General features: G+C 62.5%; 13 protein-coding genes and 1 pseudogene. 7 read left to right on the forward strand and 7 right to left on the reverse strand.

Annotation, left to right across the window (positions count from 1 at the left end; translation table 11 throughout):
- Positions 1–14 precede the first annotated feature (14 nt).
- The 7 genes and pseudogenes from EPO61_12785 to EPO61_12815 form a co-directional block, all read right to left on the reverse strand.
- Positions 15–1706, reverse strand: a complete 1692-nt coding sequence (locus EPO61_12785; GenBank protein TAJ07617.1) for a glucose-6-phosphate isomerase — start codon at positions 1704–1706, stop codon at positions 15–17.
- Between the two features lie 132 nt (positions 1707–1838).
- Positions 1839–2513, reverse strand: coding sequence for a hypothetical protein (locus EPO61_12790; GenBank protein ID TAJ07602.1), 675 nt, complete (start codon positions 2511–2513; stop codon positions 1839–1841).
- A 58-nt stretch (positions 2514–2571) separates the two neighbouring features.
- The gene (locus tag EPO61_12795) at positions 2572–3219 is read right to left on the reverse strand and encodes a L,D-transpeptidase (GenBank protein TAJ07603.1); all 648 of its coding nucleotides are present in this window, start codon (positions 3217–3219) and stop codon (positions 2572–2574) included.
- A 14-nt stretch (positions 3220–3233) separates the two neighbouring features.
- Positions 3234–4373 carry a hypothetical protein gene (locus EPO61_12800; protein TAJ07604.1) on the reverse strand — a complete coding sequence of 380 codons (1140 nt, stop codon included), beginning with the start codon at positions 4371–4373 and terminating at the stop codon, positions 3234–3236.
- A 56-nt stretch (positions 4374–4429) separates the two neighbouring features.
- Entirely contained in the window at positions 4430–5047 is a 618-nt protein-coding gene (locus tag EPO61_12805; protein ID TAJ07605.1) for a hypothetical protein, read from the reverse strand.
- A gap of 174 nt (positions 5048–5221) precedes the next feature.
- Positions 5222–5305 (reverse strand): annotated as a pseudogene (locus EPO61_12810) (SET domain-containing protein-lysine N-methyltransferase).
- 151 nt (positions 5306–5456) lie between these two features.
- Positions 5457–5684 carry a hypothetical protein gene (locus tag EPO61_12815; protein TAJ07606.1) on the reverse strand — a complete coding sequence of 76 codons (228 nt, stop codon included), beginning with the start codon at positions 5682–5684 and terminating at the stop codon, positions 5457–5459.
- A gap of 379 nt (positions 5685–6063) precedes the next feature.
- Between EPO61_12815 and EPO61_12820 the strand changes: the two genes are divergently transcribed.
- The 7 genes from EPO61_12820 to rsmG form a co-directional block, all read left to right on the forward strand.
- Complete coding sequence (locus EPO61_12820; protein TAJ07607.1) at positions 6064–6201, forward strand: 50S ribosomal protein L34; 138 nt, start codon at positions 6064–6066, stop codon at positions 6199–6201.
- Positions 6198–6635: a ribonuclease P protein component gene (rnpA, locus tag EPO61_12825; GenBank protein ID TAJ07608.1), complete on the forward strand. Its 438-nt coding sequence runs from the start codon at positions 6198–6200 to the stop codon at positions 6633–6635. The genes EPO61_12820 and rnpA overlap by 4 nt, the downstream gene beginning before the upstream one ends.
- The gene (gene yidD / locus EPO61_12830; protein ID TAJ07609.1) at positions 6557–6820 is read left to right on the forward strand and encodes a membrane protein insertion efficiency factor YidD; all 264 of its coding nucleotides are present in this window, start codon (positions 6557–6559) and stop codon (positions 6818–6820) included. Before rnpA ends, yidD begins: the two co-directional genes overlap by 79 nt.
- 80 nt (positions 6821–6900) lie before the next feature.
- On the forward strand, positions 6901–8685 hold the full coding sequence (locus tag EPO61_12835) for a membrane protein insertase YidC (GenBank protein ID TAJ07610.1): 1785 nt from the start codon (positions 6901–6903) through the stop codon (positions 8683–8685).
- A gap of 9 nt (positions 8686–8694) precedes the next feature.
- Positions 8695–10125 carry a tRNA uridine-5-carboxymethylaminomethyl(34) synthesis GTPase MnmE gene (mnmE, locus tag EPO61_12840; protein TAJ07611.1) on the forward strand — a complete coding sequence of 477 codons (1431 nt, stop codon included), beginning with the start codon at positions 8695–8697 and terminating at the stop codon, positions 10123–10125.
- Between the two features lie 85 nt (positions 10126–10210).
- A complete protein-coding gene (gene mnmG / locus EPO61_12845) occupies positions 10211–12097 on the forward strand; it encodes a tRNA uridine-5-carboxymethylaminomethyl(34) synthesis enzyme MnmG (protein ID TAJ07612.1) in 1887 nt (628 codons plus the stop codon).
- An 87-nt stretch (positions 12098–12184) separates the two neighbouring features.
- Positions 12185–12580 (forward strand): 16S rRNA (guanine(527)-N(7))-methyltransferase RsmG (rsmG, locus tag EPO61_12850; GenBank protein TAJ07613.1); only part of this gene is annotated, 396 nt, incomplete at its 3' end.

Consider the following 12580-nt stretch of genomic DNA (forward strand, 5'->3'; position numbering starts at 1 on the left):
TCGTATGGATGTGGTCATCGTTTGACGGTTCGCTTCACGGGCTTCTTCGCCGTCCGTTTTGTGCGCGCCGGTTTGCGGGAGCCCGGCTTGCGCAATAACGAACCGATCGTGGCCAAGCCCTGTTTGCCGAGCGCCACCTGCACGACCGGGCGCTGGTGCGCCTGAAGCGACTGGAAATCGCCGATGGCCTGTGCCTGGGCCAGCGTCCCGAACGTATAGGGTTTCTCGGGCACCGGGACGTCCGGGACCATGGACTCCACCAGTTGCAGGAAGAGGCCCGCGTTCGGTCCGCCCTTGTGCAACTGGCCGGTGGAATGGAGATAACGGGGACCGTAGCCGGCGGTGGTGGCCAAGTGGTGGCGAACCAGCAGGGTCTTACGGAGCGCTTTGATCGCCTGGTCGGCTTTCGAAGAGAATCGGAGATAGGCCAGGATCGCCAAGTATTTGCCCGGTGCGGCCTTGGCCAGCAAGTCCGTCACAGTCGCTCCGGCCGGAACGTCCGGCAGAGAACCACGGAGTTTGACTTCGTCCAGAATCCGGCTCGTGTTCTCCTTGCTCTCCTGCACGTTGGGTTGGTCGAAAGGATGGATGCCGAGGAGTCTGCCGGCCACGGCGGTGGCGAACTCCCAGCGGAAAAATTCGGCGGCCAGATCGTAGCGATCGCGCAGCGTGAGCCGCACCACCGGCTGGCCGGCTCTCTCCAAGGCCCTCACATGACGGTCCGTGAGGGTGTTGGCATCGCCGTTAAGCCGGAGGTAGACGAAGAGCCGGTCGTGGCCGTATGCGGCCGGCGAAGCCAGCGGTTCTTCCGCGATCGGGATCAGGCCCTTGCCTTCTTTCCCCGTGCTCTCGGCCAACAATTGCTCCGCCCAGAGGCCGAAGGATTTGATCTTCGGCGACGCGATCAGCGTGACCTTGTCCCGTCCCGATCGGCCGAGGGTGCCCATCACCGCGCCGAGCATGGCGCCGGGATTGAACGGCGGGGCGACGGTCATGCCGCAGGCGGTGGCCATGTCTTCGCCGCGCCCCAACAAGGTGGTGAGGTCGAGACCGATCAGGGCGGCCGGCACCAAGCCGAAGAGCGAGAGCACGGAATAACGGCCTCCGATGTCCGGAGGATTGATGAACGTGGTCCGGAACTGTTCTGTCTGCGCCAGCTGAGCCAGCCCTGTGCCCGGGTCCGTCACCGCGATGAACTGTGCGCCGCCGCGGTTGCCTTTGGTCTTGGCGACCAGGGATCGGAAATGGGCATAGAGGGACATGACCTCGATCGTGCCGCCGGACTTGCTGGCCAGGATGAAGAGAGTCTTCGCCGGTCGGATGGCCTGGGTGACTTGCCGGACGAGGCCGGGCACCGTCGAGTCCAATACATAGAGGCGGGGAAAACCGCGGGCGGATCCAAAGGTGCAGCGGAGCACCTCCGGTCCCAGGCTGCTGCCGCCCATGCCGAGCAGCACGACGTCGGTGACGCCCTCCGCATGAATCTCCCGGGCGAAGCCGCTCAAGCGGGGGACCTGGGTTTTCATCTCCTCGATCACGGTGAGCCAGCCGAGGCGGTTGGAAATTTCCCGCGGGTCGTCCTTCCAGAGCCGATGGTCTTTCGCCCAGAGTCTGGGAATGACGTGGGCCGATGCCATGTCCTCCAGGGCCTTATCCACGGCCGTCTGCAACGCTCCGAGCTTGACGCTGATTCTGCCGTCGTCCATGGGCACCTCTTTGCTCGTGGGTTCGCGCGCAACCGGCGGCTTGGCAGCTGCGTGCAAGTTGCGCAATGCGCAGGACATCTTAGGACTGTGAAGGGGAAAAGGCAATGACCGGCGGGGCCGTGTCTCGACGACCTACGGGGCGGTGACGGAGCCGATCAGGAGCGGCATCCCGTCGGTGACGGACCAGGCCAGCGAGCGGGCCTGGTCTTGCGAGAGGGTGAGGCGGAGCACGCGGCTAGGAACCTGCCTGTCGCCGGATCGGTCGGTCCAGGCTGAAAGGCGCCGCCATCCTTCGCGCAGCCGGTTCTTGGCCCAGAGCCAGGGATGCTCGGCGGCCGGTGGCCCTACGTTCACGAGGAGGCCTGGATCGAACTGCAGGAGATATTCGGCCGGCATGTCGTTCAGGTTGATCGGCTCTGCCGGCTCCTGGTTCTGGTCCTTGTCCGAGGCCGGTTGGACTTTCGGGCGCTCGACGATGGGCCTGGCCCTGAGCCGATAGACACCGCCCCAGCTCTCTTCGTTGCCGGCCGCGTCCCAGGATAAGAGCTCGATGCGGTGCAGCTCGATGCCCCGCCCCTTGATCCGGAGGGAGCGGGCGGACAAGTCCAGCAGCAGATAAATCTGGGGGGCTGCCGCCAGCTTGATCTCTTCTTCCAGAACCCGATTGGCCTCTCGAACGAGCGAGCGCTCATCGTTCCCGGCCGGCTGGGACGCCGGCTCCGCGGCCTGCAGCGGAAAGCCGAGCAAGAGGCTGACGGTAAGGAAGGCCGACAAGATCAGACCGGAGAGCGGTGCCCTGCGAATCATCGACTCCGTCGGTCGTTGGAGCCTGCTTCTGGATCGAGTGGAAACAGCCTGGCTCCTTTCAGAAGATCATGACGGACGTGCCGATTTTGGAGAGCCGATAGACGGTGCGCAGGTCCTCGTCGCTGAGTCGAATGCAGCCGTGGGTGACGTTCTTGCCCAACAACCGGCGGTAGAGCGTGCCGTGAATGAAATAGCCCTTGCCGAATCCCAGGGCATAGTCGCCCAACGTGCCCGGCTCGAGACGCTGCGCCGGATCGGTCGGAACACCCAGGCCTTCTTCGAGAAAAGCCCAGTCCGGTTTGACCCACACCGGATTGGTCAGCCTCGACTGCACCTTGAATTCCCCCCTCGGGGTATCGAACACCCATCGGGTGCCGGGTTTGCCCGGAGCGTCCAGGATTGTGCCGCTGCCGGTCGAGGCCACGGCGTCCAGGACGGTGTCGTCGCGACGCTTCACCTGGAGTTTGTTGCGCGCCGTGTCCACGACGATGTAGTGGCCCTCCGGCGCAAGCTGGGCGAGTTGCCGCTTGAGGGCGGCTTGTCTGGCGCGTAGGATGTCGAGACTTTCTCCGGACCTCCGGACCGGCAGGTCCTGGCTTGCCGGCGTGGGCCCCGCCTCCGGCAACGCTCCGCCTTGGCTGGCCGCCAGCACCAGACTGCCGGCGCATGCGATGGCCGCCGCCATGGTTCTTGCGAGATGCGCCATCCTCAGTCTCGTGGTTATCCTTCTTCGGTCTGTTCCAACTCGGCCAGGGCGAGCGAGACCGCATTGCTCAAACCGAGGGCTCCGACGATCGTCACCGGGGCGCCTTCCTCGATCAGATCGAACAGAGCGTCAATCTGGCGATTCTCCAGTTGGACGCACCCGAGCGTCTCGCTTAGCGCGCGCGACTCGCCCCCGTGAATCTCGATCTGCCCGCCGATCGAAGCCTTCGGCGGTAAGGCGCCGACGGCGCGAGCCTGCTGGAAGCGGCGGCGATCCTGACTGTTCGGGTAGTCCAACAGCAGAGCTCGATAGAACTTGGTATCGCCTCGGTCCCGTTTTCTGACGATTCGGTATTGCCCTTCCGGCGTCGCCCCGTCGCCCTGATAGCGCTTTTCAAGAATGCCATTGTACCCCAAACTGACCGGATAGGAAGCCACGGCCTTGCCGTTGCGGTAGACGAAGAGGCGGCGGTCCGCCTTGCTGACTACGATGGCGGCACTATGGTGGTGACGGGACCAGGTGACGGTTTGCGCCACCATATGCCGCCAGGCGGTCACTCGCCGCTCGTCGGCATAGCGGCCCAGCTCGGTCCCCAGCCGCTCGATCTGATGGTCCAACAGCTTGGCGGCCTGCTGGGAAGCCTGCTGGGAACGGGCAAATTGTCCCTGCTCGAAAAACGACCGGGCTTGTTTGGCCAGCAGTTCCGTTTCCACCGGCCGCCGGCCGAGCACGACCCGCCCGCCCATCGTATCCAGGTTGCCGGTGAACGTCTGGAGCCGTTCTTCCAACTGGGTCAGCCGCGATTCGGCATGCTGATGCTCGGCCTCCCGGCGCTGTGTGGCGGTCGAGACGGCCAGAACGCCCTGCTCCTGCACCTTGAGCAGATCGGCGACCAACCGGTTCGGCTCCCAGGGCAACCGAATCACGTCCGGCTCTGCGAGCATCCGCCCCCGCACGGCGGTCCAGTGCTCGACGAATTTGGCATATTCTTCCGGCGCGAACTCCGCCCCTTGCGCGGCGGTCAGTTCGCGATCCAGGCTCTCGACCGCCTGGACCAGCTCCGGCGGCGCTTTCTGCACGCAGGCCGCCATGCCCAGGGCGAGGACCAGGGCTGCCAGACTGATGATCCGGGGCATGGGGCGTGAGTGGCTCATGGTTCGATCGGGCAATCTGCGATTATGCGAGATATTATAAGCTATTCGCAGGAACCCTACTTGCCGGTCTTGCCTTTCTTGCTTTTGGCGCCGCCCACTTTCGCCAGCGCATCCTGGATTTCCTTGGCCACGGCCTGGCTCTTGTCCTGAATGGCCTTGGCTTTCGTCTGCGCCGCCAGATAGTCGCCCGCGTCCATGGCCGCCTGCACCTCCGCCAGCGACGCGGCCAAGCCCTCGGCATCCGCCTTGATCGCTTCCACCGCCGCCCGATCCTTGCCGACCGGCGCCTTGGCGACGAGCGCCTGAGTCGTCTTGACCGAAGCCTGCGCCTCTTGCTGCGCCTGCACGGCCGCCACCTTGGCTTCTTCCTTTTTCTTGGCCGCCTCGATCACGACCTTGGCCGCATCGGCCTTTGCGGACGCCAGGAGCTGCTCGGCCTTCTCATAGTCGCGTAGGAAGGCGAACTTGCCCTCTTCTTCCGCGATCTCCTTTTTGGCGTTGGCCACCAGGCTTTCGAGTTTCGCAAAATCTTCGGCCATGTACGCAGGGGCGCCGGCCGTCCGCGCATCGTTGACCGCTTGTTCCGCGGCCGTCAATTTGTCCGTCGGCGCCTTGGCGCAGGCCACCGCCAGCAGGAATAGGGGCGCCAGTCCGAACATGATCCAGTGCTTCATCGAACGATCCTCCTTAACCATCGGTGGAGCCGCCTGTCCATCACCCGGTGCGAGGCGACGAGCCACAGAGGTTTTCCGAACATGGATGACTCAATGTAGAAAAGGACCGGCGCCCCTCCGGCTGCCTGACGGCAAGCCGGAGGGAGCCGGTCGCTTGTCTTCGGAGAGGCCGGGTTACTTCTTCTCGGCCTTCTTCTCGTCTTTCTTCTCGGCCTTCTTGCCCTCGTCCTTCTTCTCGGCCTTCTTCTCCGCGGCCTTCGGGGCGTCAGCAGCCTGGACGAGCGTGCCCATGCCGAAGGTCAACCCGATGGCCAGCGCCAACATCGTCATCAATGTCTTCATCTTGAATCACCTCCTTTCCCTTGTAGTCTCGCCTCTCAAGAGGCGGTGAACGGAAAACGAAGCAACCTTATTGCTTGGCAGCCTCTTCCTTCTTGGCTTCGCCCTTCTTCTTTCCGTGTTTCTTTCCCTTCTTCTTCCCTTCCTCCTTCTTCACCTCACCGGCCGGAGCGGTGGGAGTAGCGGGAGCGGCAGCCGCAGGAGCGGCGTCCTTCTTCATCTCGTCGGCCTGCACAAAGGTCGCCGAGCTGAAGCTCAAGCCCAGGATGAGCGCCAACATCGCCATTGCTGTCTTCATAGTGACTGACCTCCTTAGGGGTTAAGTTCGCCGCCTGGAAGGGGCGAACCGGCACATGAGGGATACAATACTGACGGGTTTAAAGAAATGAGCAAGCTCAGTGCCAGACTGGCCGGAAATGCCGATCACGTTAGCCGTCAATGGCTTATGGCCGTCTCCCAGCTACTCTCAACCCTGGTGTCCTCCTCTGTGCTGTGGCGAAATGGTTGCCTGCCGACAGAACCGCCTCACATCGATGATCTTCGGAACAGATTTCCGTCGCCACGGATCAAGCGGTGCCCCCGCTTTGGGGCAGGTCTTCGGTTGCGTGATTGACAGGGTAAGTTGTGGTCCCTATAATGACCTGCTTTCTCAAGGAATTTGCTGGAAGGAGCAGACCATGTCCGCCACGTCGAGACAACCGTCGAATCTGAAGCGAAAAAGGGATCACGGATTCCGCAAACGGATGAGCACCAAGAATGGCCGGAAGGTGCTGGCCCGTCGGCGGGCCAAGGGACGCGCCCGGCTTGCTGTGTGACCGAGACGCTGCTCATGGTCCGTCCGCTGGGAGATCGTCGGTTCTTCCTGCGGAACAGCGCTGAGATCGAGCGCGTCAAAAAGGAAGGGCGCCGGCTCCAGACCCCGCTGTTCAACTTGCTTGCCTGCCCTGTCGCCACGACCCAATCGGGACCGCATGAGGAAGACCGCCGGCATAGCCGGATCGGGATCGTTGTGGGCAAGCGCCTGGGGCAGGCGGTGGCGAGGAATCGGGCAAAGCGGATCTTTCGGGAGTTGGCTCGGTTGGTCCGGCCTCGGCTGGTGCCGGCCCGCGATCTCCTGGTCTTCCCCAGACGAGAGGCTCTGGCCGTTCCGCACGCACAGTTGCGCAATGCGTGGCTGTCGGCTCTCCGGCGGGAAGGACTGTTGGCCCCTACCGAGGACAAGTCGTGCAACGATTCTCGATTGGATTGATCGGGCTGTATCGGCAGTGGGTGTCTCCATGGCTGCCGCCGGCCTGCCGGTTCGAGCCGACCTGTTCCCACTACGCCCAGGATGCGATCCGGCGGCATGGCTTGGTGCGCGGCCTTGCGTGGGCCCTCTGGCGGCTCCTGAAGTGCCATCCGTTTCACCCCGGCGGGTATGACCCGGTTAAGTAGGCTCAAAGACGTCACCGGGACACGGCGCTCCGCCTTCAACCGTTCATGTCGATGATCCCCCTGCAGGAGTTCTGATACTGATGGAAAAGCGGGTTATTCTGTTCCTGATCGTGTCGCTGGTCATCATCGTCGGCTATGAGTTTCTGTTGAAAGAGTTGGGGCTCGCGCCCCCGCCTCAACAAACTGTCGACGAAGATCGCTCGGCCCCGGCCAAGACGCAAGCCTCCTCGCCTGTCGACCCGGGACCCAGGCCCGCACCGGCCGCCACGTCTGCTGCACCGGGCGCTCCAGGCACGCTCGGTGAACCATCCGGTTCTCCTGCCGTATCTTCTCAGTCCAGCGAGCAAGTGGTCGACGTTGCGACGAATCTGTTCCACGTCCGGTTCACCAGTCGTGGCGCCGAGATCACGAGCTGGGAGCTGACGCGGTATTTGACGGCCGATCCGAAGAACGCCAAGCCGGTTGAACTCGTCCACCAGGAGGGCAAGTTCCGAGGCCCTCTCACTCTGCAGTCGGGAGACGCAGGGCTGAACGCCAAGCTGCGCGAAGGGCTCTATCAGGTGGAGCGGGACTTCACCACGCTGGACGAAGCGCACCCGACCGGCCATCTCACCTTTACGTACCAGACGCCCGACCAGGTCGCGCGCGTGACCAAGTCGTTGACCTTTCGCCACAACAGCTATCTGGTGGACATTGCGGTGAAGGCCGAGGGACTGTCGGGCCCCATTGATCTGGGCCTGGGCACCAACTTCGGCGTGACCGAATGGGGCGAGGGGTTCATCGGGTTGATCGGCCCCGCCACCTGGGTGGACGACAAGTTGGAGAAAGACACCCCGGAGACGGAGGTGGAGCGCAAGGGCGTCGTCCGCTGGGTGGCTTTGCAGGATAAGTATTTCTTGAGCGTCCTGATCCCGTCCGGCGCCGCCGCGGCCCTGGTCAAGAAGGAGGGGGACAAGCTGGTCTCGGCCGGCGTCCGGTTCGCTCCTGCGCCGGCGGGTGTCGCCGAGTTGTCCGCGCGACTGTATGCGGGGCCCAAGGAATACGATACGCTCAAGGTCATGAACCTGGGCTTGGAAGACACGATCGACTTCGGTTGGTTCATCTTCGGGAGTTGGAGCATCGTCAAGGCCGTGGCCAAACCGATCTTTTATGTCCTGCGCACGATCAACGAAATCACGCACAACTATGGGATCACGATCATTCTCCTGACCGTGGGCATCAAGCTGCTGTTCGTCCCGCTCCAATACAAGAGCTACAAGTCCATGAAGGAGATGCAGCTCATCCAGCCCAAGGTGGTGGCCATCCAAAGCAAGTACAAGGACGACCGGGAGCGGCTCAACCAGGAACTGATCAAGCTGTACCGCGATCACAAGGTCAACCCGGTAGGCGGCTGCCTGCCCATGGTCCTGCAGATGCCGGTGTTCGTGGCGCTGTTCAACATTCTCTATATGACGATCGACTTGCGCCAGGCCCCCTTCCTGCTCTGGATCACCGATCTCTCGGTGCAGGACCCCTACTACGTGCTCCCGATCATCATGGGCGTCTCGATGGTGGTGCAGCAGAAGATCATGCCGACCACGATGGACCCCACCCAGGCCAAGATCATGCTGCTGATGCCGGCCTTCATGACCATTTTGTTCGTCACCTTTCCGGCCGGTCTGGTGCTGTACTGGTTGACCAACAACGTGCTCACCATCACCCAGCAATTCGTCACGGACCGGTACGTCTACAAGCAACCCACCTTCTCGACCTCCTTCGAGCCGGCCTCCGGCGGCGCCGACGGCGAGAGCCAGAAGCCGACGGGCAAACGTAAAAAAGACAAGGGTTCCGAGAAAGTCGAAGACGGCGGTCAGATCGAGACGTGAGCTGGGCCCATGGCCAGAGCACTGCTGGATACGATCTATGCCATTGCGACCCCCGTGGGAGAGGGCGGGATCGGCATCCTGCGCCTGAGCGGGGAAAAGGCCCTGGATGTGGTCGCCGGGATTGTCCGGCTCCGATCCGGCCTTGCCCTTATTTCCGCCCGCAGCCATCATCTCTATCACGCCGACGTCCTTGAGGCGGCCGCTGCGCCGAACGGCCAGGCGGACTCCTCGCGCCCGATCGATGAAGTGCTGGTGGCAGTCATGCGGGCGCCCCACTCCTATACAGCCGAAGACGTCGTCGAGATCCACTGTCATGGCGGTCTCTACGTCCTTCAAGCCCTGTGTGAATCGTTACGGCGAGGCGGAGCCAGGCTGGCCGAGCCCGGTGAATTCACGAAGCGCGCATTCCTGAACGGACGGCTGGACCTCGCCCAAGCGGAAGCAGTCCTGGACACGATCCAGGCAAAAACGGATGCCAGCCTGCGCCTGGCTCAGGAGCAGTTGCGCGGCAGGCTCTCGCAGGAGATCAATCGGCTGCGCGACAGTCTCATTCACATTCTGGCGCAGGTGGAAGCGGCCATCGATTTCACGGAAGAGGACATTACCTTCATCCAGCCGGAAGAGCTCGTCGACCGGCTGAGTGAGATTACGGGTGCCATTGTCCGTCTGGTCGACAGGGGCCGCGACGGCCGTATCTTGCGGGAAGGCATGACCGTCGCCATCGTCGGACGGCCGAACGTCGGCAAGTCCAGCCTGTTGAATTCGTTGCTTCACAGCGACCGCGCGATCGTCACGCCGGTTCCGGGTACAACCAGGGACGTCCTGGAGGAAGTGCTGAACATCAGGGGGGTGCCGGTTCGGCTTCTGGATATGGCCGGCGTGAGACAGACGGACGATCCGGTCGAGCAAGAGGGGGTGCGGCGCAGCCGAGCCGCCATGGAGCAGGCTGAGCTGCTGCTGATTCTCGTGGATGGATCGTTGCCGCTCAGCGACGAGGATCGGGAACTCGTGGCGCTGCATCCGGACAAGAAGCGTCTCCTGGTGGTCAACAAGCACGACCTCCCCTGTCAGGTGAACGAGGCGGTCGTGACCGCTCTATTGCAGTCTCGGCCAGCTGAGCCGCTGCCCGTCGTCCGCATTTCGGCCTTGACCGGGGCCGGGATGGACGGCTTGCGTGATGCCATCAGAAAGACGGTCCTGCGCGAGAATTTTGAGCCGGGCGACTCGGCTGTGGTGACCAGGCTCAGGCACCAGGCCTCTTTACAGCAGGCCGGGGAGGCATTGGAGAAAGCTCTCGAATCGGTACGAGGCGGCATGTCCGGCGAGTTTGTGGCCATGGATCTGCGCGCGGGGATCGATGCGCTCGGGGAGATTACCGGCGCCGTGACCACCGACGATATCCTGGACCGGATATTCCGCGATTTTTGTATCGGGAAGTAAAAGAAGCACACAGCCGTCAGCCCTCAGCTTGAAAAATGGACCGGATTCTAAGGCTGAATGCTGAGAGCTGATAGCTCCTGGAATTATGGCTCTTCAATTCGACATCATCGTGGTGGGCGGAGGCCATGCGGGCTGCGAGGCGGCGCTGGCCGCGGCGCGCATGGGGGCCCAGACTCTGCTGCTTACGATGGATGAGGGCACGATCGCCCAGATGTCCTGCAATCCCGCTGTGGGCGGCATCGCCAAGGGGCATCTGGTCAAAGAGATCGACGCGCTGGGCGGCGAGATGGGCCGCAACACGGACCGGGCCGGCATCCAGTTCCGGATGATCAATACCAGCAAGGGCCCGGCGGTTCGCGCGCTGAGGGCCCAGTGCGACAAGCGTCTCTACCGGCAGGCCATGCAGGAAACCTTGCGTGCCCAGGCCGGGCTGACGATCGCCCGCGGGACTGTGGATCGTGTGCTGACCCGGGTGGGACGGGTCGTCGGCCTGATCACGGAATCGGGAGAGCGGCTCGACGCGAAAGCGGTCATCCTCACGTCGGGGACTTTCCTGAAGGGACTTATTCACATCGGACTGAACCATTTTCCGGCCGGGCGTGCCGGTGAGGCGTCGGCCGAGCACCTCTCGGATTGCATGCGTGACCTGGGCTTCGAGGTGGGACGACTCAAGACAGGTACGCCGCCGCGCCTGGATCGCGACACGATCGATTTCTCGGCGACGATTCCTCAGCCGGGGGATGATCCCCCGCCGCCCTTCTCCTGCCGCACCGAACGGATCACGACGCCCCAAGTGCCGTGTCACCTGACCTACACGAACCAGGAGACCCATGCGATCATCCGCGCGAACCTGGATCGTTCGCCGATGTTCACCGGAGTCATCGAGGGGATCGGGCCCCGCTACTGTCCGTCGATCGAGGACAAAGTCGTCCGCTTTGCCGACAAGGAGCGGCATCAAATCTTCATCGAGCCGGAGGGACTGGAAACCAACTCCTACTATCCCAACGGCATCTCCACCAGCCTGCCGGTGGACGTGCAGGCGGCCATCCTCAGGACCATCCCCGGGTTGGAACGGGCGACGATGCTTAAGCCGGGCTATGCCATCGAATACGATTACTTTCCTCCGCGGCAGTTGCACCAGACGCTGGAGGCCAAGCTGGTTGAGGGGCTGTACCATGCCGGCCAGATCAACGGGACCTCCGGCTACGAAGAGGCGGCGGCGCAGGGAATCATGGCCGGGATCAATGCGGTGCTGAAGTTGCGCGGTGCACCGCCGCTGGTGCTCGACCGGTCCCAAGCCTACATCGGTGTGTTGATCGACGACCTGATTACGAAGGATGCCCGGGAACCCTATCGCATGTTTACCTCGCGGGCCGAGTATCGGCTGCTGCTCCGACAGGACAACGCGGACCTGCGGCTGACGGAGATCGGGCGTCGACTCGGTCTTGTGTCCGAGCCGGTCTATGCCAGGTTTGAGAAGAAGCGTGAAGCGATCGATTGGGAGGTCCGGCGGCTCCGAGAAACCAGGCTCAAGTGGACGCCGGAGGTTCGCCGGAAACTGGAAGAGTGGAATGTAGAGGCAGTGGCCCCCGATGCTAGTCTGGCTACCCTGCTCAAACGGCCAGAGGTCAGTTATGCGGGACTCCTAGAGCTCTATGGATGGTCCCATTCAGGAGGCGACGAAATAACTGAAGCTATTGAAATCACAGTTAAATATGAAGGATATGTCAAGCGGCAGCTGAATCAAATCACTTCATTTAGGAAATTGGAGGAGCGTCGTATTCCTCTGGGCTTCAATTACGACAGTATCACTGGTTTCTCGCGTGAAGTCCTCGAAAAATTGAAACAGGTCAGGCCTGCCTCGATCGGCCAGGCTTCTCGCATTTCGGGGGTCACGCCGGCTGCCATCTCCCTGCTCCTTGTGGCTCTCGAGCGGCATCGCCGCCAGGGGCAGAGCCCTGTTCCAGTCTAATTATCGCTTTATTGCGCTCACCGTGGGCGGTGCTCTTGCCATGGAATTTGTCCCATCATACTTGACCTCTTTCTTCGCCTGGCGTAGATGTTCCACGTGGAACATCGCACAGGACCGGACGGCAAATTTTTAAAGGCTCTCGTTGATGGGGCGACCTGGTTGGGCGTTCCTCTCTCTCGGGCATTGGCCGACCAGTGTTCGGTCTACTTCCGCGAATTGCAAGCCTGGAACGACAAGACGAACTTGACGGCGATCACCGATGAACGGGAAATAGCCGTTAAGCATTTCCTGGACTCCCTAGTTTGCAGCAAGGCGCTTGACCATCCCGAACAGGCTAGAGTCATGGATGTAGGCAGTGGGGCCGGGTTCCCAGGTCTTCCCCTCAAGCTGATGCATCCGGAACTGGACATGACCCTTCTCGAGCCAAGTCAGAAGAAGACGGCCTTTCTGCGTCATGTCATTGGGACGTTGGAGCTGGACCAT

Source organism: Nitrospirota bacterium (assembly GCA_004296885.1).
In the GTDB taxonomy this organism is placed as follows: domain Bacteria; phylum Nitrospirota; class Nitrospiria; order Nitrospirales; family Nitrospiraceae; genus SYGV01.